The 24261-nt window shown below is 67.1% G+C and carries 21 protein-coding genes, 3 pseudogenes and 1 riboswitch; of the genes and pseudogenes, 14 read left to right on the top strand and 10 right to left on the bottom strand.

Annotated elements, in window-relative coordinates; all coding sequences use genetic code 11:
* Nucleotides 1–2: 2 nt before the first annotated feature.
* A complete protein-coding gene (locus tag ACV22Z_RS05640; protein WP_448075338.1) occupies nt 3–569 on the top strand; it encodes a molybdenum cofactor biosynthesis protein MoaE in 567 nt (188 codons plus the stop codon).
* A 54-nt stretch (nt 570–623) separates the two neighbouring features.
* Nucleotides 624–881 carry a molybdopterin converting factor subunit 1 gene (moaD, locus tag ACV22Z_RS05635; protein WP_448075337.1) on the top strand — a complete coding sequence of 86 codons (258 nt, stop codon included), beginning with the start codon at nt 624–626 and terminating at the stop codon, nt 879–881.
* 76 nt (nt 882–957) lie between these two features.
* Here moaD and ACV22Z_RS05630 read toward each other — a convergent pair whose 3' ends face one another.
* The 3 genes and pseudogenes from ACV22Z_RS05630 to ACV22Z_RS05620 all read right to left on the bottom strand — a co-directional run.
* On the bottom strand, nt 958–2382 hold the full coding sequence (locus ACV22Z_RS05630) for an aminotransferase-like domain-containing protein (protein WP_448075336.1): 1425 nt from the start codon (nt 2380–2382) through the stop codon (nt 958–960).
* Nucleotides 2383–2856: 474 nt separating this feature from the next.
* Nucleotides 2857–3837 carry an NADPH:quinone oxidoreductase family protein gene (locus ACV22Z_RS05625; protein WP_448075335.1) on the bottom strand — a complete coding sequence of 327 codons (981 nt, stop codon included), beginning with the start codon at nt 3835–3837 and terminating at the stop codon, nt 2857–2859.
* Nucleotides 3834–4172 (bottom strand): annotated as a pseudogene (locus ACV22Z_RS05620) (AMP-binding enzyme); the annotation flags it as partial. The pseudogene ACV22Z_RS05620 and the gene ACV22Z_RS05625, both read right to left, overlap by 4 nt.
* Nucleotides 4173–4374: 202 nt before the next feature.
* Here ACV22Z_RS05620 and ACV22Z_RS05615 point away from each other — a divergent pair.
* Nucleotides 4375–5193, top strand: a complete 819-nt coding sequence (locus ACV22Z_RS05615) for an IclR family transcriptional regulator (RefSeq protein WP_448075334.1) — start codon at nt 4375–4377, stop codon at nt 5191–5193.
* Between the two features lie 25 nt (nt 5194–5218).
* On the opposite strand, the gene ACV22Z_RS05610 is transcribed toward ACV22Z_RS05615, so the two are convergent.
* A complete protein-coding gene (locus ACV22Z_RS05610) occupies nt 5219–7045 on the bottom strand; it encodes an acyl-CoA dehydrogenase (RefSeq protein ID WP_448075333.1) in 1827 nt (608 codons plus the stop codon).
* A 665-nt stretch (nt 7046–7710) separates the two neighbouring features.
* On the opposite strand from ACV22Z_RS05610, the pseudogene ACV22Z_RS05605 reads away from it, so the two are divergent.
* Nucleotides 7711–7896 (top strand): annotated as a pseudogene (locus ACV22Z_RS05605) (lysozyme inhibitor LprI family protein); the annotation flags it as partial.
* Between the two features lie 74 nt (nt 7897–7970).
* Here the strand turns inward: ACV22Z_RS05605 and ACV22Z_RS05600 are convergent.
* Together ACV22Z_RS05600 and ACV22Z_RS05595 are read right to left on the bottom strand one after the other, a co-directional pair.
* Nucleotides 7971–8498 (bottom strand): annotated as a pseudogene (locus tag ACV22Z_RS05600) (zinc-binding dehydrogenase); the annotation flags it as partial.
* Between the two features lie 66 nt (nt 8499–8564).
* Nucleotides 8565–9557, bottom strand: coding sequence for an acyltransferase family protein (locus ACV22Z_RS05595; protein WP_448075332.1), 993 nt, complete (start codon nt 9555–9557; stop codon nt 8565–8567).
* Nucleotides 9558–10531: 974 nt separating this feature from the next.
* Between ACV22Z_RS05595 and ACV22Z_RS05590 the strand changes: the two genes are divergently transcribed.
* The 8 genes from ACV22Z_RS05590 (at nt 10532) to ACV22Z_RS05555 (ending at nt 19255) form a co-directional block, all read left to right on the top strand.
* A complete protein-coding gene (locus ACV22Z_RS05590; RefSeq protein WP_448075331.1) occupies nt 10532–11644 on the top strand; it encodes a hypothetical protein in 1113 nt (370 codons plus the stop codon).
* A 258-nt stretch (nt 11645–11902) separates the two neighbouring features.
* Complete coding sequence (locus ACV22Z_RS05585) at nt 11903–12922, top strand: LacI family DNA-binding transcriptional regulator (RefSeq protein WP_448075330.1); 1020 nt, start codon at nt 11903–11905, stop codon at nt 12920–12922.
* 65 nt (nt 12923–12987) lie between these two features.
* The gene (locus ACV22Z_RS05580; RefSeq protein WP_448075329.1) at nt 12988–14016 is read left to right on the top strand and encodes an ABC transporter substrate-binding protein; all 1029 of its coding nucleotides are present in this window, start codon (nt 12988–12990) and stop codon (nt 14014–14016) included.
* Nucleotides 14017–14032: 16 nt separating this feature from the next.
* A complete protein-coding gene (locus ACV22Z_RS05575; RefSeq protein WP_448075328.1) occupies nt 14033–14857 on the top strand; it encodes an ABC transporter permease in 825 nt (274 codons plus the stop codon).
* A gap of 10 nt (nt 14858–14867) precedes the next feature.
* A complete protein-coding gene (locus ACV22Z_RS05570; protein WP_448075327.1) occupies nt 14868–15770 on the top strand; it encodes an ABC transporter permease in 903 nt (300 codons plus the stop codon).
* 14 nt (nt 15771–15784) lie between these two features.
* Complete coding sequence (locus ACV22Z_RS05565) at nt 15785–16816, top strand: ABC transporter ATP-binding protein (RefSeq protein WP_448075326.1); 1032 nt, start codon at nt 15785–15787, stop codon at nt 16814–16816.
* A 57-nt stretch (nt 16817–16873) separates the two neighbouring features.
* Nucleotides 16874–17698 carry a phosphodiesterase gene (locus tag ACV22Z_RS05560; RefSeq protein WP_448075325.1) on the top strand — a complete coding sequence of 275 codons (825 nt, stop codon included), beginning with the start codon at nt 16874–16876 and terminating at the stop codon, nt 17696–17698.
* 351 nt (nt 17699–18049) lie between these two features.
* Nucleotides 18050–19255, top strand: coding sequence for an MFS transporter (locus ACV22Z_RS05555; protein WP_448075324.1), 1206 nt, complete (start codon nt 18050–18052; stop codon nt 19253–19255).
* 22 nt (nt 19256–19277) lie between these two features.
* Here ACV22Z_RS05555 and ACV22Z_RS05550 read toward each other — a convergent pair whose 3' ends face one another.
* The gene (locus ACV22Z_RS05550; RefSeq protein WP_448075323.1) at nt 19278–20690 is read right to left on the bottom strand and encodes an EamA family transporter; all 1413 of its coding nucleotides are present in this window, start codon (nt 20688–20690) and stop codon (nt 19278–19280) included.
* 514 nt (nt 20691–21204) lie between these two features.
* On the opposite strand from ACV22Z_RS05550, the gene ACV22Z_RS05545 reads away from it, so the two are divergent.
* Together ACV22Z_RS05545 and ACV22Z_RS05540 are read left to right on the top strand one after the other, a co-directional pair.
* Entirely contained in the window at nt 21205–21543 is a 339-nt protein-coding gene (locus ACV22Z_RS05545; protein ID WP_448075322.1) for a type II toxin-antitoxin system RelE/ParE family toxin, read from the top strand.
* A complete protein-coding gene (locus ACV22Z_RS05540; protein WP_448075321.1) occupies nt 21540–21821 on the top strand; it encodes a helix-turn-helix domain-containing protein in 282 nt (93 codons plus the stop codon). Before ACV22Z_RS05545 ends, ACV22Z_RS05540 begins: the two co-directional genes overlap by 4 nt.
* A gap of 34 nt (nt 21822–21855) precedes the next feature.
* On the opposite strand, the gene ACV22Z_RS05535 is transcribed toward ACV22Z_RS05540, so the two are convergent.
* From ACV22Z_RS05535 to ACV22Z_RS05525, 3 genes are all read right to left on the bottom strand, one after another.
* Nucleotides 21856–22644 carry a molybdopterin-dependent oxidoreductase gene (locus ACV22Z_RS05535; RefSeq protein ID WP_448075320.1) on the bottom strand — a complete coding sequence of 263 codons (789 nt, stop codon included), beginning with the start codon at nt 22642–22644 and terminating at the stop codon, nt 21856–21858.
* A 26-nt stretch (nt 22645–22670) separates the two neighbouring features.
* The gene (locus ACV22Z_RS05530) at nt 22671–23303 is read right to left on the bottom strand and encodes a cytochrome b/b6 domain-containing protein (protein WP_448075319.1); all 633 of its coding nucleotides are present in this window, start codon (nt 23301–23303) and stop codon (nt 22671–22673) included.
* Between the two features lie 168 nt (nt 23304–23471).
* On the bottom strand, nt 23472–23774 hold the full coding sequence (locus tag ACV22Z_RS05525) for a pentapeptide MXKDX repeat protein (protein WP_448075318.1): 303 nt from the start codon (nt 23772–23774) through the stop codon (nt 23472–23474).
* A gap of 309 nt (nt 23775–24083) precedes the next feature.
* A riboswitch (TPP riboswitch) is annotated at nt 24084–24200 on the top strand.
* Nucleotides 24201–24261: the final 61 nt, after the last annotated feature.

Below are 24261 nucleotides of genomic sequence, written 5' to 3'. Positions count from 1 at the left end.
CCATGACGTCACCCATCGATTCGCCCGCCGCGCCTGACGACCCGGCCCATTCCGACCATCGCCGCGACGACGATACCGCCGTGCTGCCTGTCCGCACACCGCCGGCGATTGCCGCCGGCTTCGAGGTGCGCGTCCAGTACGCGCCGATCGACGTCGATGCGGAAATCATGCCGATCGCACGCAACCCGCGGGTCGGCGCGCTCGTGAATTTCCTCGGCGTCGTGCGCCAGACCGGCGATTTCGACGACGTCGTCGCGCTCGAGATCGAGCACTACCCGGGCATGACCGAACGGTCGCTGTGGAGCATCGTCGAGGAAGCGTCCGCGCGCTGGCCGCTCGAAGCCGTCCGGATCGTCCACCGGATCGGCCGGATCGCGCTCGGCGAGCCGGTCGTGCTGGTGGTGGTCGCCGCGCCGCATCGCGCGTCGGCATTCGATGCGTGCGAATTCCTGATGGACTTCCTGAAGACCCATGCGCCGTTCTGGAAAAAGGAAATCCGGCATGACGGTGCGGCCGAGTGGGTTGAGGCCAAGACGCACGACGATCAGGCGATGCGACGGTGGGGCTGACGCGCACATTGCCTGTCTGCCCGCTGCATTTCCCCCTTTCAGCAACGATCCGCCATGAGACTGACGATCAAGTACTTTGCAAGCATTCGCGAACAACTCCGCGTCGACGAGGAAACCGTCGACATCGATGCGGCTGAACTCACCGTCGACGCGCTGCGCAGCACGCTCGCATCGCGCGACGAACGAACCGCCGACGCGCTGCACCGGGATCGGCCGGTGCGCGTCGCCGTCAATCAGGAAATGGTGAGCGGCACGTTCGTCGTGCGCGAGGACAGTGAAATCGCCTTCTTTCCGCCTGTCACCGGCGGCTGAACGATGTCGCATGCCGCATGCCGGGAATGCGCGGCATGAACGCGACGCGCACGGTAGCGAGCGCCGCACTCGCCGTTCAGCGCGCGCAGATCGCAGCCAGCTTGCCGACCGTGATGACGGCCTGCTCGATCTGGCTCGACCACGGGCTGCTGTAGTTCAGCCGGATGAAATTCCGGTAGCTGTCGGAGATGGAGAACATGTAGCCGGGCCCGATCGTGATCCCCTGCTCGAGCGCGAGCTGATACAGCCGCATCGCGTCGACCTTCGCCGGCAGCTCGATCCACAGCACGTAGCCGCCTGCCGGGCTCGAGATCCGCGTGCCCTCGGGGAAGAACCGCGACACGATCGCGCGCATCAGGTTTGCCTGCTGCGCATACGCCTTGCGGATCCGGCGCAGGTGATGCTCGTAGCCGTCGCGTTCGAGGTATTCCGCGATCGCGAGCTGCGGCAGCGACGGCGTCGCCAGCGTGTTCAGGAACTTCAGCTTCTCGACCTGATCGCGATAGCGGCCCGGCAAGGCCCAGCCGATCCGGTACGCGGCGGTCAGGCTCTTCGAGAACGACGAGCAGTGCAACACGAGCCCCTTCCTGTCATAGGATTTCAGCGTGCTCGGATGCGTATCGCCGAAATACAGTTCGTTGTACACGCCATTCTCGATGATCGGCAGATCAGCCTTCGCCGCGAACTCGACCAGCTCGCGCTTGCGCTCGTCCGGCATCTGGAAGCCGAGCGGGTTCTGGAAGTTCGGCATCACCATGCACGCGGCAATCGGCTGCGATTTCGCGATCGCCGCGAGCGCCGCGATGTCGATCCCGTATTCCGGATGCGTGGACACCTCGATCGCCTTCATCCCGAGACGTTCGATCGCGTGCAGCATCGCATAGAAGGTCGGCGACTCGACGGCGATCACGTCGCCGGGCTTCGCGACCGCCTGCAGGCACAGGTTGATCGCTTCCGTCGCGCCGACCGTGATGATGATCTCGTTCGGGTCGACCGACATGCCGTTTTCCAGGTAGCGGCGCGCGATCTGCCGCACGAGCCGCGGATGGCCGGGCGGCAGCCCTTCCGTCACGCCCCACAGCGACTTGTCGCGGCCGGCCGCATACGCATACCGGTTCAGCTTTTCGAACGGGAACAGGCTCGGGTCCGGATACGGCGAGCCGAGCGGCACGGCGTCGTCGACGCCGATCGAGCGCAGCGTCGACAGCACGAGGCGGCTCACGTCGACCGATGACGAGATCGCGATCGGCTTAGACGGGCGCAGGTCGCGCACCTGTCCGTTGCCGTCGTCGCGGCGCAGGTCGACGAAGTAGCCCGACTGCGGCCGGCTTTCGAGCAGGCCGCGGCTTTCGAGCAGCAGATACGCGTGCAGGACCGTCGTGATGCTGAGCCGATGCTGCTGGCTCGCCTGCCGCACCGACGGAATCCGGTCGCCATGCCGGTACACGCCCTGACGGATCAGACGTTCGATGTCATCCGCAAGCTTCTCGTAAAGTTTCATCGCGCGCTCCCTGCCGCCGCCGGCTGTCGATGCGTCGCGATCCTTCCGTCCGGTTTTGCCTTTTCCATCACTGTGGGCTCTCGTGAAGATGCATCCGCAAGCCCCGTATCCCGGGACCTGCGTCGCTGTGCTTTTGATGATGGAAGAGTAAAAGCAGAACAGTCGCCCGCAGGCACACACATTCCCTGTGCGTGCAAGAGTACAGTTTAGCCAAGTGGCTGGAGTGCGGGGGAACTGTATGTCTTACGAAATCCGGGCCGGGGCCGGATGGCGGTGCAGCGTCGCGTACGCGTGGAACCTTTGCCGCATGCCGACGACCGCGCCGACATTCGAGCCCGGCGCGCCGTCGATTGACAGCGGCCCGGCGTGACACGTGACGCTCGCGGAGTATTGCGGGCCGGGAAATTCCCGGCGCTGCCGCCGAGCGCGAGCACCGCTGCCCTGCAGGGCGGCGGCGCCCGGTGACGCGTCCGGTTACGCGTCCGGCAGGATCACCACCTTGCCCTTGACCTGCCGGTTCGCCATCCGCGCGATCGCGTCCGCCGCAGCGGCGAGCGGCACGCGCTCGGTGATCACGGGCCGCACCTTGCCCGCCGCGAACCATTCGACGAGCAGGCGCATATTGGCCGCGTGCTGCGCGGGGTCGCGCCGCACCGCGTCGCCCCAGAACACGCCGAGGATGTCGCGCTCCTTGAGCAGCGCCAGGTTCAGCGCGATCTTCGGAATCTCGCCGGCGGCAAAGCCGACCACGAGGTAGCGGCCGCGCCATGCGGTCGCGCGCAGTGCCGCCTCGCTGTACGCGCCGCCGACCGGGTCGTAGACCACGTCGGCACCGCGCCCGCCGGTCAGTTCGTCGACGCGGCGGCGCAAGTCTTCGGTCGCGTAGTCGATCGTCTCGTCCGCGCCCGCGTCGCGGCACAGCGCCAGCTTGTCGGCACTCGACGCCGCCGCGATGACGCGCGCACCGAGCGCCTTCGCGATCTCGATCGCAGCAAGGCCCACGCCGCCCGCCGCACCCAGCACGAGCAGCGTCTCGCCCGGCTGCAGGCGTGCGCGCTGCTGCAGCGCGTGCAGCGACGTGCCGTAGGTCAGCACGAACGCGGCGCCCTCGTCGAACCCCATCCCCGGCGGCAGCGCGGCGATCTGGCGTGCGTCGGCCACGCACTGCTCGGCGAACCCGCCGTGGCCGGTCGACGCGATCACCGCGTCGCCGGGCCGCCACCCGCTGATGCCTTCGCCAACCGCATCGATCACGCCGGCGAGCTCAGCACCGGGCGAGAACGGCAGTGCCGGCTTCACCTGGTACAGCCCCTGCACGATCAGCGCATCGGGGAAATTCAGCGACGCCGCCTTTACGCGAATCCGCACCTGGCCCGCGGCAGGGTCAGGCGCCGCGACGTCCTCGAGCCGCAGGCGGTCGATCTGACCGAACGCGGTACACAGCAGAGCTTTCATGACTTCCTCTCTCGTTGCGCGGCCTGGCGTGCCGCTTCCTGTTCCTGCAGCTGGCGCCACAGGATCTTGCCGCTGCCCGACTTCGGCAGCGCTTCCACGAACTCGACGACGCGCGGCGCCTTGTACGACGCCATGTGCTCGCGCGCCCACGCGATCACCGCGTCCCCGGTCAACTGCCCCCGCTGCGCGGGATCGCACACCACGACCGCCTTGACCGTCTCGCCGCGATACGGGTCGAGCGTGCCGATCACGCACACTTCCTGGATCGCCGGATGACCGTAAAGGATCGCCTCCACCTCCGCCGGCCAGACCTTGTAGCCGGACGCGTTGACAATGACGAATACGACCGGCTGCGGCGCGAGTGTCGCGCGGCCTGTCGGCCCGGCGCCCGCGCCGGCGCGCGGGAAACCGGACGCCGCGTCCGGAAGCTTCGCGCATCCGGCAAGGCGACCGGATGCTTTCCGGTAGAATCCTCGCAGCCCGCCGCCCGGCGCACGCCGGCCGCGCCGGGCGACCTCCATCCCGCACCACACGTTCATGGGTAATCCGAAGCGCGACGCGCTCACGCTGCTGTCCGTCCCAAACGAGGACCATCCGCAATTCATCACGGCGCTTGCGCGCGGGATGGCGGTGCTGCGCTGCTTCACGCGCGGCGAGCGCTTTCTCGGCAACCAGGACATCGCGCGGCGCACGCGCCTGCCGAAGCCGACCGTGTCGCGCGTCACGTTCACGCTCACGCAGCTCGGCTATCTGCATTACTCGGCGGAGCACGAGAAGTACTCGCTCGGCATCGGCATGCTGAATCTCGGACACGCGTTCCTGCAGGACAACGAGGTCGTCGATATCGCGCGCCCGTTCCTGCAGTCCTACGCGGAATACACGCAGGCGGCGGCCATGCTCGGCGAGTTCGACGGCAAGCAGATGATCCTGCTCGACGTGTGCCAGGGCGATCCGCTGTTCCAGCTGCGGCTCGAGCCCGGCTCGCGCGTTCCGCACGGCTCGACCGCGCTCGGCCGCGCGCATCTCGCGGCGCTGCCGGCCGAACTGTTCGAGCGCTATCTGCAAAGCGCCCGCGCGAGCAGCCCGCCGGATCAATGGCCGAAACTCGAAGCCGGGATCATCGCCGCGCGCGAAGACTACGAGCGGCTGGGCATCTGCGTGTCGCTCGGCGACTGGATGCCCGACCTGTTCGCGCTCGGCGTGCCGATGGTGTCGGCCGATCGCTCGCGCATCCTCGCGTTCAGTTGCAGCGGGCGCGTATCGACCGTCACGCGCGACCGACTGGTCGACGACTTCGGCCCGCGGCTCGTCGCGCTGCGCGACGAGGTGCTCGCGCGCGTCGGCGGCCACTTCTAGTCGGCGTGGCGGCATCGGTGCGGGCTCAGAACCATGCGTCGCGCATGTCGAGCGTCGTCGTGTCGAGACTCGCGAGCAGATCGAGCTGTGCGTCCACTTTCGGCAGTTCCCAGCGGAAGAAGTAGCGGGCGGCGGTACGCTTGCCGGCGTAAAAATCGCCGCTGCGCCCCTGCGCGGCGAGCGTCATGTCGAGCCACAGCCAGGCAACGACGACGTGACCGAACGCCTCCAGATAGACGCTCGCGTTCGCCAGCCGCGCCTGCGGATCGCCGATCGCGCCCAGCTGGCGCGTGACGTCGCCGACGCGCGCCCAGCGCTGCGCCAGCGCGTCGGCATGCACGCATGCTTCGCCGTCCACGGCCCGCGCGCGTGCGACGGTTGCCGCGATACGCGCATCGAGCGCGCGCAGCGCGGCGCCGTCGTCCTGCCCGACCTTGCGGCCCAGCAGGTCGAGCGCCTGGATGCCGTGCGTGCCCTCGTGAATCGGATTCAGACGATTGTCCCGATAGAGCCGCTCGACCGCGTAGTCGCGCGTGTAGCCATAGCCGCCGTGCACCTGGATCGCCAGATCGTTCGCCTCGAGGCACCACTGCGACGGCCAGCTTTTCGCTATCGGCGTCAGGATGTCGAGCAGACGCCCGGCTTCGGCACGCGCATCCGCGTCCGTGTGTGCGCGCGCGTCGTCGACGAGCCGCGCGCAGTACAGGATCAGCGCGAGGCCGCCTTCGACGTACGCTTTCTGCGCGAGCAGCATCCGGCGCACGTCCGGATGCGTGACGATCGGCGCCTGCGGTGCGGCGGCATCCTTGCCGGCCGGCCCGAGCGGACGCCCTTGCGGCCGGTTGCGCGCATAGTCGAGCGCGTGCAGGTAACCGGTATAGCCGAGCGCCACCGCGCCTGCGCCGACGCCGATGCGCGCCTCGTTCATCATGTGGAACATGCAGGCGAGGCCCTGGTTGGGTGCACCGACCCGATAGCCGATCGCGCCCGCGCGGCCCTCCGGACGATACCGGGTGCCCTCGCCGAAATTCAGCAGGCAGTTGGTCGTGCCGCGATAGCCCATCTTGTGGTTCAGTCCCGCGAGCACCACGTCGTTGCGCTCGCCGCGCGCGCCGTCGGCGCCCGGCAGGTACTTGGGCACGATGAAAAGCGAGATGCCGCGCGTGCCGGGCATCAGCCGGCCGTGTTCGTCGGGAATCTTCGCGAGCACCAGGTGGACGATGTTTTCCGCGAGTTCGTGCTCGCCGCCCGAAATCCACATCTTGTTGCCGGTGAGCCGGTAGCGCGGACCGAGCGGCGATTCGCACTCGTAGTCCGCGCGCGTCGCGATGTCGGCCAGCGACGATCCGGCCTGCGGTTCCGACAGGCACATCGTGCCGAAGAAGCGGCCTTCGAGTTCGGGGCGCGCGAACGCGTCGACCTGTGCGGGACTGCCGTGCGCGACGAGCAGGTTCGCGTTGGCGACGGTCAGGAACGGATAGGCTGCCGTCGCGATGTTCGCGGCCTGGAAGAACAGGAACGATGCCGCCTCGACGAGCTTCGGCAGCCGCATCCCGCCGAGCGCCTCGTCATGGCCCGCGGCGATCAGGCCGGCGTCGGCGAACGCGCGCACCGCAGGTGCGACTTCGGGAATCAGCGTGACGCGCTCGCCGTCGAATTGCGGCTCCTCGCGGTCGCCGCGCGCCGCATGCGGCGCGAACAGATCGGTCGCGATCCGCTCGCTGGTGTCGAGCACCGCATCGAAGGTCTCGCGGCTGTGCTCCGCGTAGCGCGGCAGCGCCGCGAGCGCTTCGGCATCGAGCCATTCGTACAGCAGGAACGCGAGATCGCGGCGCGACATCAGCATGCTCATCGTGCGGCCCTCCGGCGTGCCCGGCCCGGCGCGATTCGTCGTCCGCTTGGTGTGCCCTGCGCGTCAAAGCCGGCGTACGCGCGCTCGATCGATGCATGCTCCATCACGTCTGTCTCCTGTCGGGCGGCACGATGACGCGCGGCCCGGTAGTTTCGTTTAACGAAACTTGATCAGCACTCAGGCTGGCCGAAACACCGGCGAAAAATTTAGCACTGTCGTTCGCAAATCGCAATGCTGGGTTGTCACCGGAGCAATTTGCGGTCTTCGGTAGGAATCGGGCGGCTCGTCACGCTCAGTCGAATGATCAGTTTGGCATCCTTTCAAGTTCCGCCAGATGAAACTTTTGCAATAACCTGGAACGTGCGGAATCGTGCAACGAGGAGTCTGCATGGATCGGGGCACGCCGACCGTTCCGACCGATCAGGAAGCAACGTCGGCGCCGGTGCGCCCGAATGGGCTCGGCAACCATCGCCAACTCGAGCCGGCCCGCCGTTCTGGCGTCAAGAGGGTGCCCAATGAGAAAGCTCGCATTCGAATTGCTTCTGCTTGCGTCTTCGAGCGCTTTCGCAGATCAGACGCCAGCCGACGAAATCTCCGTACGCAGCGGGCTGCCGGCCAGCGAGGTCAACGCGTTGCTCGCCAACTGCGACTCGAACCAGACCAGCATGAATGTCTGCGCGTGGCGCGACCGGATCGTCGCCGAGCGCGAACTGCAGCAGGCTGTCGACAGGCAGGCGCGCGAGCATCCAGCGCGAAAGGCTGCGCTCGAAGCCAAGATGTCGAAATGGAAGAAGGCGCGCGACGCGTCATGCGAGAAGGCGGCGCGCGACGATCGGGGCGACGGCTCGATGCGCCCGGCAGCGCAGGCGATCTGTCACGCGGAATCGACAAAGAAGATGACCAGGAAGCTGTCGGCGGCGTCTTCCCGCCAACCACATACTGATGATGCAGCGGTACCGTCCGCAACAGCCCGCAATACCGCCTGCGCTCGCTCCTGGTATTCGTCTGCCGTAGCCGTGTGTGCGGCGAGCGAGGGTCGCGTCAGGAAGAGTGAGCCCTTGGCATTGAGCGTACCGACTTCGATGGAAGGCGGCGCACCCGACGTCATTCCGAACGAAACCAGCAGACCACGAGGGCGCAGGCTGTCCAGCGATGCCTCGAAAGTAACGCGGCCGATCGGGTCGTACACGACATCGACCTTGCTGCCGTTTGTCGCTTCGGCGACTTGCGCTGCAAGCGTCGTCGGGTTGAACACCAAAACCTCGTCGCAACCCGCTGCCTTTGCACGCTCGACACTCTCCTGCTTCGAAACGACGCCGAACACGAACGCACCAAGGCCTTTCGCCCATGACGCCATGATCTGCCCTAATGCACCCGCCGCGCCGTACAGCAAAACGCTTGAATGCGACCCGACAGCATAGATTGCGTTGAGCAGGTATTGAGCGGTTACTGTTTGCAACAAACTTGCGCAACAGGATTACCGCGCCACAGATAAAGGCAGAGATGCGCGGTGGACCTCCTATGCTGCGCTCTTCCCCTCTGGCGCGTTCAACTTCCTGAACGGCTGAAACTTCCGCAGGCCGATCAGTAGCGGTCTCTCGATGGCGAGATGCACGATCAGACCAGAGAGAATGGACAGAGCCACTGCGGAAGCGAAGACGAGATTGTTCCTGTCCCGCGTGAATGCCTCGATGCCCCAAAGGGCAAATGGGTGCGCCAGATATATCGAATAGCTCGCCGCTCCGAGCAATTGGGTGACTTTCGATCGAACAAGGCGCGATGAATCGAAGGCGAGGGAGCCTACAAGAATCATGGCCCACGGGACTCCCCAACCGATGGCGGCGTAGATTCTCGACCTTGGCGAGTGGAGAGCGAGTAGCGCGCTTCCGACGCAGATCAGCATTAACGATACGCCGCGGCTTGGGATGAGTCGGACGCGTATTGCCATGCCAATCAGGATGCCAGCTGCGAACTCGATCATTACCGGCTGGCAGTAGTATTCGACGTAAGGGGTTTGTACTGATTCGTGCAACGCGCCGAGTGCCAGCGTGATGATTGCTGTGAGGCTCATCGCACTTGTGCCGAACATGAGCAGAATCGCAATTAGCGCATAGAAAAAAATCTCATAGTTCAGCGACCAGCCCGGATAAAGAAGCGGGAACGTGCCGACATGTTCAGGCGGCAGAAAGAAGACAGATTGAGCTATACCCCAGGTTGGCGGGAAATGTCCCGACTTGGCGATATAGACAAGCGCCGCGCCGAGGGTACCGATCCAGTACAGCGGGACAACGCGCGTGAATCGAGCCCAGAGAAAGCCCGGCGAACTGGTCTGGCCATTGACGGAAAGATACATGACTGTTCCGCTGATGATGAAGAACAGATCGACGCCGGTGGCGCCCACATGCAGATTGACCCCTGCGCCAAGCGATCCGGCGTGATAGAGAACGACCGCGATGGCGCCGACCGCGCGCAGGGCCTGAAGTGAGAGTACCCGCAGTTGTTGGCGTGCCATTTGTACTTTGATAGCTCTTCGCAATCTTCGTCGTCGACAATGGCGACGAGTACGCGCGTGAGGGGGATTTCTTTCAACTGTTGGGCTCCGGTGTGTTCGAGAACACGAGCCGTCATCCCGCCAATTTCCCGCCGGCCATCTCTGAGAGGCGCGCCAGATATAGAAGTCTTGGTGCCGGGGACCGGACTCGAACCGGCAAGCCAGTTAAGGCGGCGGATTTTCGTCACACTGCTTCTTTCAAAGCCGGCATCGTCTGAACAATGCCGTTCGTGCGCTGGACTATGCCTTCGCCATCGCGCCCGGGCCTTTGCCCATGCGCCTTAGGCGCCCCCCGTCTAGTCTCTACACCTTCCACGCGTGTGCCGCGAGGCTTGGCTCGGCGTTGCCTCGATGCATCGCATCAGGGGTTTCGCCGAATTTGAAGGGTTCTGCACCGGTCGTTTCCGGCCGGGCACTCAAACTTTTAAGTCCGCTATGTTTACCAATTTCATCACCCCGGCAAGGGCGGACGGGATTCTACCACTGCTCGCGCGAACCCTCGTCATTTGACCCTGTCGCACACCGCCGCATCGATGCCCCTGCCCGCCATCGCACGCGACCGACACGCAGTTGCACGGTGCAGCGCTCATGCGTCGACGCAGGGTCGATCTCACCTTCATTCAACACCGCGCGCCTTACATCGGGAAAATGAAAATATTCGATTTCGCTTGACGCCTTCAAGCGCATTCGACGCGCTCGCGTCGATGAATGCCACCGAATTTTCGACGCACGGTGTGAATCGATGCCCTTCGTTAAGCTCGCCTTAAGCCACACCATGATACGGCCCGCCCGCACTGCCGCGCCATCAACTCGCATACATCCGATTTTTCACCCAAACGAAACATGCGCGGCTTAGGCTGACCCGCGCCCAAGTAATCGACAGTAATAAATCAACCCGATTCGTCTGGCGCGAGTCATTCCGTTAGGAAAACATAATGTTCAGAAAGCCCCTGTTAATCGCGATGTCGGCATCGGTCTTTCTTGCCGCATGCGGCGGAGACGACGCAACTTCTACCCCCGGCATCGCGCCGGCCAATACGGCCGCGATTCCGAACACCGCCACCGCGACCGGCTACTCGCTGTCCCTATTCGCGAAAGCGCCGACGTCCACCGACAAACCCGATTCGATCGTCCAGTACAACAACACGATCTTCATCGGCTATCAGAAAGCCGGCGACGTGAAGGACGGTTCGGTGCCGGGGCTGACCAACGACGTCGTGCAATACGACCTGAGCGGCAACGTGCTCAAGACGTACACGGTGCCGGGCCACGTCGACGGCCTGATGGCGCGCACCGATACGAACACGCTGTGGGCGATGGCCAACGAGGACGGCAATCCCGAACTGACGATCATCGACCTGAACGCCGGCACGCAGAAGACCTATGCGCCGACCGTCAATCCGACCGCGCACGGCGGCGGCTTCGACGACATGCAACTGCTCAACGGGAACATCTACGTGAGCGCGTCGAACCCGGCGACGCCCGGCGCCGCGCCGACGCTCGTCCAGCTCACGCTGAACCCGAACGGCACGACGTTCGACGTCGCACCCGTGCTGGCCGGCAACGCGCAGGCCGTCGACCTGACCCCGTCGGTCGGCGGCTCGCCGAACCCGACCTACAACCAGCCGGTCACGTTGAGCCTGACGGACCCGGATTCCGAAGCGATCGATACGGCCGGCGATCTCGTGCTCGACAGCCAGGCCGACGGCAAGCTCGTGTTCATCCACAATCCGGGCGCGAGCCAGACCGTCAGCGTGCTGACGCTCACGCTCTTCAACGACAAGGACGGCCCCGTGTATCCGGTCGACGATACGCGCTGGGTGCCGGCGCCCGGGCCGCAGAACAAGACCTTCATGCTGTTCACCGATGCGAGCAACACGACGTACCGCGTCGATGCGCCGTTCAGCCAGGGCGACGCATACAGCGCAGGCCAGGGCCAGGTGATGAAACTCGACACGAAGTCCGGCCACCTGACGCCGGTCGTGACGAGCGTCGGCAACGCATCGGCGCTTCAGGATCCGCACGGCGTGCTGTTCGTCGCGCTGTAACGCAGGCGTTCGCACTCGCGCGCCATTCGCCGGCCATCGCGGCCGACGGACGGCGCGCGACGCGCCACTGCGCCGCAAATGCCGCGCCTCCCCCACGATTGCCGGTTCCACCGCTACAATCGACACCCTGCACCGCGGGCACTTTCGTCACACGATTCCGCGCGCGGCCATCCGATGCGCCCCCATCACACGTCATCGGACGGTCACAAACGTTTTCGATAATCGTCTTGCCGAAAACGTTTACATCGCGCTGCCCCCATGACCCCGACCATCAAGGATGTCGCCGCACTCGCCGGCTTCTCGATTGCTACCGTCTCACGCGCGATCAACGCGCCGCATACCGTCAGCCCGGCGACGCTCGAAGCGATCCGCACGGCGATCGATACGCTGAAATTCCGCCCGAGTCCGCTCGGCCGCCAGTTGCGCGGCGAACGCACGCGGCTCGTCGGCGTCGTGCTGCCGACGCTCGCGAACCCCGTGTTCGCCGACTGCCTGCAAGGGATCGACGAACTCGCGACCGCGGCCGGCTTCAAGCTGATCCTGATGACGACCGAATACGACGCGGCGCGCGAGCGCCACGCGATCGAGACGCTGCGCGAGCAGCGCGTCGAAGGGCTGATCCTGACCGTCGCCGACGCGGACACGCACCCGCTGCTCGACATGCTCGACCACGACGGCCCGCATTACGTGCTGATGCACAACGACACGCAGCGCCGCCCGTCGGTGTCGGTCGACAACCGCCGTGCCGCGTACGACGGCGTGCGGCTGCTGACCGCGCGTGGCCATCGCCGCGTGCTGATGCTCGCGGGCTGCCTCGCCGCGTCGGACCGCGCGCGGCAGCGCCATCTCGGCTACGCGCAAGCGCTCGACGAAAGCGGTGTCGCGCCGCTGCCGCCCGTCGAGGTCGACTTCAACGCACCCGAGCTGCCCGACGCGGTGCTCGCGCACCTGACCGCGCGCGCGACGCGCCCGACCGCGCTGTTCTGCAGCAACGACCTGCTCGCGATGGTCGTGATGCGCGGCCTGCGACGCGCCGGTTTCTCGGTGCCGGACGACATCTCGGTGCTCGGCTTCGACGGCATCGCGATCGGCGAACTGCTCGCGCCACCGCTCGCGAGCGTCGCGACGCCGAACCGCGACATCGGCCGGCAAGCGTGGCAGCGCCTCGTCGAATGCATCGGCGGCAAGGCCGTCGAACGCGCGTCGCTGATCCTGCCGCACACCGTGCGCGACGGCGCGACGGTCGCACCGGCCGGCCTGCATCTGCGCGAAGCCTGAAGCACGGCACGCGCGCCGCCGCTTCCTTATACGCGTCCCCCATACGCTCACCCGGAGACCACCCCGTGACCCCTCGCCTGCCGTCCCTGTTGCGCAAGCTCGCCGCGCCGCTCGCCTGCGCCGCGCTCGTCGTCGGCGCCTCGTCCGCGTACGCGGAAGACACCGCGATCTGCTACAACTGCCCGCCCGAATGGGCCGACTGGGCCGCGCAAATCGCCGCGATCAAGCAGAAGACCGGCATCCGCGTGCCGTTCGACAACAAGAACTCGGGCCAGGCGATCGCGCAGCTGATCGCCGAACAGAAGAGCCCGGTCGCGGACGTCGTCTATCTCGGCGTGTCGTCGGCGTTCCAGGCGAAGGACAAGGGCGTGATCGCGCCGTACAAGCCCGCGCACTGGAACGACATCCCCGCGAACCTGAAGGACCCGCAGGGCTACTGGTTCGCGATCCACTCGGGCACGCTCGGCTTCTTCGTCAACAAGGACGCGCTCGAAGGCAAGCCGGTGCCGCGTTCGTGGGCGGACCTGCTGAAACCCGAATACAAGGGCATGGTCGGCTACCTCGATCCGTCGAGCGCGTTCGTCGGCTACGCGGGCGCGGTTGCCGTCAACCTGGCGCTCGGCGGCACGCTCGACAACTTCAAGCCCGCGCTCGACTGGTTCGGCAAGCTTAAGTCGAATGCGCCGATCGTGCCGAAGCAGACCGCGTACGCGCGCGTGCTGTCGGGCGAGATCCCGATCCTGCTCGACTACGACTTCGACGCGTATCGCGCGAAGTACAAGGATCACGCGAACGTCGAGTTCGTGATCCCGAAGGAAGGGACGATCGCGGTGCCGTACGTGATGAGTCTCGTGAAGGGTGCGCCGCACGACGCGAACGGGAAGAAGGTGCTCGATTTCGTGCTGTCGGACGAAGGCCAGAAGCTTTGGGCGAACGCGTATCTGCGCCCGGTGCGCGCGCAGACCATGAGCGCCGACGTCGCGTCGAAATTCCTGCCTGCGAGCGACTATGCGCGTGCGAAACCGGTCGACTTCGGCAAGATGGCGGCCGGCCAGCAGGCGTTCGGCCAGCAATACCTGCAAGTGATGCAGTGACGGCAGGACGCGACCGATGCTCGACCTGACTTTCCCGCTGCGCTGGCGCATCGCGCTCGTCGCGCCCGCGCTCGCGGTGTTCGCCGCGTTCTGGCTGCTGCCGATGGTGTCGCTCGCGCAGGTGTCGGCGAACGGCGCGTTCTTCGCGCAGTATGCATTGCTGCTCGGCAACGCCCGCTACATGAAAAGCCTCGGCGAGACGGTCGCGCTGTCGGCGGCCGTCACGCTTGCGACGCTCGCGCTGTCGACGATCGCAGGCCTCTTGCTCGCGCGGCGCGAGTTCGCCGGCAAGCGCGTGCTGCTCGCGCTGCTCACGTTCCCGCTCGCATTTCCGGGCGTCGTCGTCGGCTTCATGGTGATCATGCTCGCAGGCCGGCAAGGGCTGATCGGGATGCTGTCCGCGAAGCTCACCGGCGACAAGTGGGTGTTCGCGTATTCGGTCGCGGGCCTGTTCGCGGGCTACCTGTACTTCTCGATTCCGCGCGTGATCGTCACCGTGATCGCCGCGGCGTCGAAGCTCGACCCGTCGCTCGAAGAAGCCGCGCGCTCGCTCGGCGCGTCGCCGTGGCGGATCCTGTGCGACATCGTGCTGCCGGCGCTCGCGCCGGGCCTGATCGCGGCCGGCGCAATCTGCTTCGCGACCGCGATGGGCGCGTTCGGCACCGCGTTCACGCTTGCGACCGACCTGAACGTGCTGCCGATGACGATCTACACCGAGTTCACGCTGAACGCGAACATCGCGACGGCCGCCGGCCTGTCGATCGTGCTCGGCATCGTCACGTGGGCCGTGCTCGCGCTCGCGCGCCAGTTCACCGGCCACACCGCGGCTGCGGCCGCCTGAGGTTCATCCGATGCATTCGCTTTCCGATTCTCCCGCGCCATCGCCCTCCCCCGCCCCTACCCCCGCGCGCGCGAACGGCGCCGCGCGGCGCGCGCCGCGCGTGACCGGCACGCGTGCGATCGCCGCGCTGCAATGGCTCGTCACGCTGCTGCTGTGCGCATTCCTGATCGTGCCGGTCGTGATGTCGGTGCTCGCAGGCCTGACGGTCAACTATTTCCGCGGCGTGTCGAGCGGCCTCACGCTGCGCTGGCTCGAACAGGTGTGGCAGCAGTATCACGGCTCCGTCGCGCTGTCGCTCTACGTCGCGTTCGCGACGCTCGCGATCGTGCTCGCCGTCGGCGTGCCGGCCGGCTATGCGCTCGCGCGCAGCAAGAGCCGCGTCGCGCGCGTGATCGAGGAAGCGCTCGTGCTGCCGGTCGCGCTGCCGGGGCTCGCGTCGGCGCTCGCGCTGCTCGTCGTGTACGGCGGCTTCACCGCATTCCGGATGAGCCTGTGGTTCATCGTCGCCGGCCACGTCGTGTTCACGCTGCCGTTCATGGTGCGCGCGGTCGCGGCGGTCGCCGCGGGCGCCGGCCTGCGCACGCTCGAGGAAGGCGCGGCCAGCCTCGGCGCGTCGTTCGTCACGCGCTTCGTCACGATCGTGCTGCCGAACCTGCGCCCCGGCATCGTCGCGGGCGCGCTCGCGGTGCTCACGCTGTCGATCGGCGAATTCAACCTCACGTGGATGCTGCACACGCCCGACACGAAAACGCTGCCCGTCGGCCTCGCCGATACCTATGCGTCGCTGCGCCTCGAAGTCGGCAGCGCGTACACGATCCTGTTCCTGCTGATGACGCTGCCGCTGCTCGTCGCGATGCAATGGCTCGGCGTCGATCCGACCGGCACGCGCGCGATCAGGCGCGGCAAGCGCTGAATCCGGCCTTCCCCATGAAACTCGATTCCATTCCGATCACCCTGACCCGCTGCGCGAAGACGTTCCGCGGCACCCGCGTGCTCGAGCCGCTCGACCTGTCGATCGGCGCGGGCGAGACGCTCGTGCTGCTCGGCCCGTCGGGCTGCGGCAAGACGACCACGCTGCGCCTGATCGCGGGCCTCGATACACCGGACGCCGGCGGCACGATCGCGTTCGGCGGCGACGACGTCACCGCGCTGCCGATCGAGCGCCGCCAGGTCGGCATGGTGTTCCAGAACTACGCGCTGTTTCCGAACCTGACCGTGCGCGGCAACGTCGGCTACGGGCTGAAGATCCGCAAGACCGAGCCGCGCGTGCTGCGCGAGCGCGTCGACGACCTGCTCGCGATGATGCGGCTCGACGCGCACGCGGACAAGCCGATCGACCAGCTGTCGGGCGGCCAGCGCCAGCGGGTCGCGCTCGCGCGCGCGCTGGCGGTACGGCCGCGCGTGCTGCTGCTCGACGAGCCGCTGACCGCGCTCGACGCGAAGCTGCGCGACGCGCTGCGCCGCGAAATGAACGCGCTGTTGCGTGAACTGGGGGTGACGACCGTCTACGTGACGCACGACCAGGCCGAAGCGATGGAGCTCGGCGACCGCATCGTCGTGATGAGCGCGGGCCGCATCGAGCAGATCGGCACGCCGCGCGACATCTACTACCGGCCGGCGAACCGCGCGGTCGCGCAGTTCATCGGCACGCTGAACCGGGTTGCGGGAGAATGGAAAGATGGTGCGCTCGTGACGACGGGCGGCGCGCTCGTCACGCCGCACGCCGCCGACGAATGGTTCTTCCGTCCCGAGGACGCGCAGCTCGCCGACCCCGCGCACGCGCCGTTGCGCGGCGCGGTCGGCGCATGCGCGTTCCTCGGCGAGCGCACCCGGCTCACGATCGAGCACGCGGCGCCCGACGCGCTCGTGATCGACGTGCCGGGCCGCGTCGAGCTCGCGCGCGGCACGGCCGTCGGCATCGCGATTGCGCCCGAGGGGCTGATCGCGCTCGGTGCCTGACGTCGCGTCACGTCGCGTCACGCACCCCACGATAACCATTCGATCCGAGGAACGACGATGCTGCTTGCACAAATCAGCGATCTCCACATCAAACGGCCGGGCCAGCTCGCGTACCGGCGCGTCGATACGGCCGCCGCGCTCGCGCGCTGCATCGCGCGCCTGAACGCGCTCGAGCCGCGCCCCGACGCCGTGCTCGTCACCGGCGACCTGACCGATTTCGGCAACGACGACGAATACCGCCATCTGCGCGACCTGCTCGCGCCGCTCGAGATTCCGTATTACCTGATGGTCGGCAACCACGACGATCGCGCGGCGTTGCGCCGCGTGTTCGCCGACCGGCCCGAATGGCAGGACGGCGAATTCGTGCAATACGCGTTCGACCTCGGCGCGGTGCGCGTGCTCGCACTCGATTCGCAGGTGCCGGGCGCGAGCGCCGGCGACCTGTGCGATGCGCGGCTCGCGTGGCTCGCCCGCGAACTCGATGCCGCGCGCGACCGGCCCGTGATCGTCGCGCTGCATCACCCGCCGTTCGCATCGGGGATCGGCCACATGGACGCGCTGCGGCTCGCACCGGCCGCCGCCGCGAAGCTCGACGCGCTGCTGCGTGGGCACCCGAACGTCGAGCGCGTGCTGTGTGGCCACGTGCACCGGACGATGTTCGCGCGCTTCGGCGGCACGATTGCATCGGCCGTGCCGGCGCCCGCGCACCAGGTCGCGTTCGACCTGCGCGACGACGCGCCGTCGGCGTTCCGGCTCGAGCCGCCCGCGTTCGCCGTGCATCAGTACACGCCGGAAGCCGGCGTGATCACGCATCACGTGTACGTCGACGAAGGCGACGGGCCGTATCCGTTCTACGAGCCGACCGGCGAACTCGTCGACTGACGGGATGGCGCGCCAGGGGCGGCTGCTCATGGCGTGCTCGTCTGACCCTACCCCGCCGAGTACGCCATTCACACGTGGGTGGACTCGCCAGTCGATTCCGGCGCAGACGGGTTCGTTGTCGACATCGTCATGCGAGTCGCCACCCGGCGCGTCGCCAACGCGCGGCAGCAGATGCGTCGACGTTGAGCACCGGATGCGCACCGCTTCATCGATCGATCCGGCCCCGCCGTGCGCCCGGCAGGATTCACGGTGCTCCGGTATGATCGGCACCCTCGAACGATGCCCGGCGCGCGCGGCCGTCAGCCGCCGCGCCCGTGCGGGCCTCGCCGCTCCCGACTGCCCGGTACCGCCATGTCCACCGCCTCCACCGACCGTCCGACCGACGGCGCCGCCTCGCCCCACTACTCGCGCAGCCTGCTGTTGCTGCTCGCAACGATCGCGGGCGTGTCGGTTGCGAACATCTACTACAACCAGCCGCTCCTCGACAGCTTCCGCGAGGCGTTTCCCGACCACGCATCGTGGATCGGCGCCGTGCCGACCGCGACCCAGCTCGGCTATGCGGCCGGCATGTTCCTGCTCGCGCCACTCGGCGACCGCTTCGACCGGCGCCTGCTGATCCTGCTGCAGATCGCCGGCCTGTCGGTCGCGCTGATCGCGGCGGCCGCCGCGCCGTCGCTCGCCGTGCTGGCAGCCGCGAGCCTCGCGATCGGCGTGCTCGCGACCATCGCTCAGCAGGCGGTGCCGTTCGCCGCCGAAATCGCGCCGCCCGCCGCGCGCGGCCAGGCGGTCGGCACCGTGATGAGCGGCCTGCTGCTCGGCATCCTGCTCGCGCGCACGGCGGCCGGTTTCGTCGCCGAATACTTCGGCTGGCGCGCGGTGTTCGGCGCGTCGGTCGCGGCGCTCGTCGCGCTCGCCGCGGTGATCGTGCTGCGCCTGCCGAAGAGCTCGCCGACGTCGACGCTGCCGTACGGCAAGCTGCTCGGCTCGATGTGGCATCTCGCGGTCGAATTGCGCGGCCTGCGCGAGGCGTCGCTCACGGGTGCGGCGATCTTTGCGGCGTTCAGCGCATTCTGGCCCGTGCTGACGCTGCTGCTCGCCGGCGCGCCGTTCCATCTCGGGCCGCAGGCGGCCGGCCTGTTCGGCATCGTCGGCGCGGCCGGTGCGCTCGCGGCGCCGTATGCGGGCCGCTTCGCCGACAAGCGCGGGCCGCGCGCGATCATCTCGCTCGCGATCGCGCTGCTCGCGTTGTCGTTCGTGATCTTCGCGCTGTCCGGCGCGAGCATCACCGGGCTCGTGGTCGGCGTGATCGTGCTCGACGTCGGCGTGCAGGCCGCGCAGATCTCGAACCAGTCGCGCATCTATGCGCTGAAGCCCGAGGCGCGCAGCCGTGTCAACACGGTGTACATGGTGTGCTATTTCATCGGTGGCGCGCTCGGCTCGTCAGTCGGCGTCGCCGCATGGCGCGTGTTTGGCTGGCCCGGGATGTGCGCGGCGGGACTCGTGTTCTCCGCGCTCGCGGGCTGGTGCCACTATCGCGGTGCCAAGCGCGGCGGCTGAACGGCCGGCGCGCGTGCCGCTGTCACGCGTCGGCGGCCGGGAATGCGGATGCCGTCGCGGGCGCGGCTGCTGGCGTCGGAACCGGGGCTGACGTGGAGGCCGGTGCTGGTGCAGAGGTCATCGTCGGCGTCGAGGCTGGCACCGAGATGGACGACGTTGCCGGCGTCGAGGCTGTCATCGAGACGGAGGGCGTTGCCGGCGTCGAGGCTGCCACCGAGATGGACGGCGTTGCCGGCGTCGAGGCTGTCATCGAGACGGAGGGCGTTGCCGGCGTCGAGGCTGCCACCGAGATGGACGATCTTGCCGACGTCGATGCTGTCATCGAGACGGAGGGCGTTGCCGGCGCCGAGGCTGCCACCGGGACGGACGACGTTGCCGGCGTCGGTACGGATCCAGGCGCAGACGTCGTGACAGGCGTCGGCGCAGACGCTGCCACCGGAGCCGCTGCGGACGCCGCCCCAACATCAGTCGCAGGCGTCGAAACGCTCGCGGCGGCCGCTCGCGACACGCCCCTGCGCGCCGGGTCGAACACGAACGACAGTCCGACGCTGCCGAGGATCGCGAGCGTCGCGACCACCGTCGCCATCGTCACGGGTTCGCCGAGCATCAAGGCGCCGAGCGCGACCGCGACGATCGGGTTCACGTACATGCAGCTGCTCGAGATGATCGGGCTCGTGTGGCGGATCAGATAGCCGTACGCGACGTAGGCGGCCATCGTGCAGAACACCATCAGGTACACGAACGCGAACACGGGCCCCACCGCGACGTGCTCGACGCGTTCGCCGAGCAGCCACGCGGCGAACGTCGACATCAGGCCGCCGAGGCCGATCTGCAGCGACGTGGACAGAAACAGGTCGGACGGCAGCTTGAGCCGCGTCGACAGATGCGCGCCGCCTGCCCAGAACAGCGCGCCGGCCAGCACCGAAATCGTGCCGAGCGCCGAATTCTCGGCAGCCGCGCCGCCCGAATTCAGCACGATGATGCCGACCATCCCGAGCGCGACGGCCGCCCATTCGCCCTTCGTCACGGGCCGCCCCGCGACGGCGGCGATCACGGTCGCGAACAGCGGCACCGTCGCGACCATCACCGCGGCCGAGCCGCTGCTGACGGTCCGCATGCCGAGCGCGATCGTGCCCGACGACAGCGCGACGAGCATCGTGCCGATGATCGCCGAATTGCGGATCTCGACGAGCGTCGGCCATTCCGGCTTGCGCCGCAGCGCGAAGATGAACAGGCCGATCCCGCCGAGCAGGTTGCGCAACCCCGACAGCAGCAGCGGCGGGAACGACTGCAGCGCGAAGTGCAGGCCGCTGTAGGTCGAGCCCCAGACGAAATAGATGAACACGAGCGCCAGCGCAACGCGGCCGCCGCGGCTTTGCGGCAGGCGGATCGGATGGCGGGCGAAGAAATCGAGGAGCCGGTCGAGCGCAGTCATCGTTCAGCCTGCCCGCACGGCGTGCCGCGTGCCCCGTTGAGAGACGCCGGAAGAACCGGCAAACGGCCCGGATGGGGCCGGAACGGCGAGAGCAAACGTGCGGAACGACATGACAGTGCGAACGGCGACGAAGTGAACCGGCAGGGCCGGCGGCAGACGGACATGAAAACGTGCGCAACCGCTGCGGCTGCGCACGTCTCGGCATTATGGCATCACGGATTCGAAAGGATCTTCAGACCTGGCTGAAAGGTGGATGACTGACGTTTCGGCGCGACAGTTTCGATCGGGTCGCGACGCGGGATCGTCCGGAATCCGGACGACCGGAACTGCTCTGCTCATCTGCCGGACGACGACGGCCGAACGCCGCCCCTCTGCAGTTCAGCCAACGTTGCGTGCCCACTATGCACGCACCGCAGCTGCGCGGCTATCGTGACGGTGCCATTTCATCCAGCGCCAACACTTACCCAACCTGCTGCACACTCGCATCTCATACAAAATTTTGTATAATTCATCCATGCCTGATCCCAGGCCCGTCGTCTTCGTCGGCAGCGCGCTCGACGACCTGCGCGCATTTCCGCTGGCAGCACGGCGCGAGGCCGGCCACCAGATCGACCAGGTGCAGCGCGGTCTGGAACCCGACGACTGGAAGCCGATGAACACGGTGGGCCGTGGCGCGCGGGAGATTCGTCTGCGCGACGCCAGCGGCGCGTTCCGGATCCTCTACGTCGCGAAGTTCGCCGACACCGTGTACGTGCTGCACTGCTTTCAGAAGAAGACGGAACGAACCCGCCACGCGGACGTGGAACTGGCCGCGCGACGATACCGCGACATGTTGATGGAGCTGAAGCGATGACCAAGCAACGCTTTCCGAGCGTCTGGGACGCGATCGAACACACCCCGGCGGAAGCCGAGAACATGAAACTGCGTTCCGAGCTGATGATGGCGCTCAAGCATCACATCACGCGGATGGAAATCAGCCAGGCGCAGGCCGCGAAGCTCTTCGGCATCACGCAGCCGCGCGTGTCCGACCTGATGCGCGGCAAGATCAACCTGTTCGCGCTCGACACGCTCGTCAACATGGCGACGGCCGCCGGCCTGCGCGTCGAAATGCGGGTGCGGGAATCGGGCTGACGCGCGGCGCGCGCCAGCGCTTGCCCGCGGTTCGTCACGACCCGCCGAACCAGTTGTATCCCTGGTCGACCCAATACCCGCCCGGAAACGTGTTGGTCACGAAAATTTCCATGATGTGCTTCGGGTTCTTGTAGCCGAGCTTGGTCGGCATCCGCAGCTTCATCGGGAAGCCGAATTCCGCCGGCAGCCGTTGCCCGTCGTATTCGAAGGTCAGCAGCGTCTGCGGATGCAGCGCGGTCGGCATGTCGATGCTTTCGTAGTAATCGTCCGCGCATTTGAAACCGACGTATTTCGCGCTCGTGTCCGCGCCGACGCGCTGCAGGAACGCGCCGAACGGTGTGCCGCCCCAGCGCCCGATCGCGCTCCACCCTTCGACGCAGATGTGCCGCGTGATCTGCTCCGCATGCGGCAGCGCATACAGCTCGTCGAGCGTCCACACGCGCTTGCCGGTCACGAGGCCCGACAGCGCGAGCTTGTAAGTCGACGCATCGACGTGCGGCACCTCGTCGATCGCGTAGTACGCGTTGAACGGGAACGGCCGCGTCAGGTCGGCCTCGGTGTAGGTCGGCGCGAGACGCTGCGGGCTGAACAGCCATGCTTGCACACGGTCGTTCATCCGCGACACCTTTTCGAGAAACGCGTTGACCGATGCGTCGTCCTGCAGCGTGCAGCCGGTCAGCATCGTCAGGCCGCCGAGCGTCAGGATCCGCCGGTTGAACAGGCGCCGCGACGGCATCTCCAGCTCGCGCCGCACGTCGAGCGCGAGCGCCTGCCGGTCGAGCGTCCAGCGCGGACGGCCGCGCGTGTCTTGGGGTTCGGACATGATGATCTCCTTGCGCGTGTTCGCGCCTAGCGTCCACGCAGCATCGCGAGCAGCGAGCGCGGCACCAGCAGCGCCATCGCGACATGCACGACGAAGAACGCGACGAGCACCGACATCGCCCAGAAATGCACGACGCGCGCGTTGTCGTAGCCGCCGAGCAGTGTCCGCAACAGCGGAAACTGCACCGATTTCCAGATCACGAGACCGGACAGCACCAGCACGACGAGATCCGCGATCGCCGTCAGGTACGCGGCGCGCTGCACTGCGTTGTAGACGCTCAGGTCGTCGTGCGCGAGCTTGCCGCGCAGCGCCGCGACCAGATCGCGCAGCACCGCCGATGGCGTGACCGGAAGGAACTTGCGCGCGATGCGCCCGGTCGCGGTCGCCATCGTCAGGTAGAAGAGCCCGTTGCCCGCGAGCAACCACATCGCCGCGAAATGCCATTGCAGCGCGCCGCCGAGCCAGCCGCCCAGCGTAATGCCGTGCGGGAACATGAACGGCGGGTAGATCGGCGACGCGTCATAGATGCGCCAGCCGGACAACACCATCACGATCGCCGCGAGCGCATTGAGCCAGTGGCTCACGCGCACCCACAGCGGATGGATCGTCTGCACGGGCGGCCTGGCGGCCGCGTGCTCGGGAACAGGAACGGCGGGCATGACGCACCTCCTCGAATGGGTCGGCAGTCGGCGCAGGCTGGCCGCACGACGGCAGGCCAACCGGCTGCACGACGTCCGGGAAGCGCGCGGCGCGCAGCAGGCACCGCCCCGGCCGGCGGCGGATGCGCCGGCGGCCGGTCGCTCACGGCACGCGCGCGAAGGATGCGTTCAGTACGACATCTTGTTCGACTTGTCGTCGTTCGTCGGCTTGCCCATCGTATCGTGCGACATCGCGCCTTTCTTCTTCATGTCGTGCTTGGCCATGGCGCCTTTCTTCATGCCGTTGTCCTTGGACATCTCGTCGTGGCCCATTGCGTCCTTCGACATCGGCGCCTGCTCCTTCGACATCGACGACTGGTCCTTCGACATCGACGACTGGTCCTTGGACATCGCATCGTTCTGTGCGTAGGCGCCCGTCGCTGCAAAGGCGAAACCGGCGAGACAGGCGGCGATCAATACGTTCTTCTTCATGACATCACTCCTTCAGGGGTGGGTTTGAGGAGTCGAATAGTCGGACGAGGCCACGTGAAATGACAGCCCCGTCACAGAACATTTTAGTTTTTGCGGCGAACGATCGCGGCCCGGCCGGCCGCGCGCCGCCGCATCGCCAGGCTGGCCACGATGGCCCCGGGTTTTCCCGCCGTTTCCGCCGGAAACGCCCACCCGACGCTCTCCCGGCCAACCTGCCCGGACGCACGCCGCCGCCGGACGGACGCGCCGTGGCATGCCCGTGATCTGCCCCCGGTTGAAACTGCCGCGAACCCGGTGTATCTTGTGCGCTTGCTAACGCGGGGGTCCTGCAATGCGTTCGGTCAAGAAACCGGCATTGCGGGTGAGAAATACCCTTTGAACCTGATCTGGGTAATGCCAGCGCAGGGAAGCGTACGGGCTTCGCCGCCATCCCTCTGACGAAACCCGCCGCCTCACCAACCTCGTCTCCTGCTTAGCTCGAGCCCCA

The organism is Burkholderia sp. PU8-34 (assembly GCF_053427725.1).
This window is presented reverse-complemented; position numbering and strand designations above follow the sequence as displayed.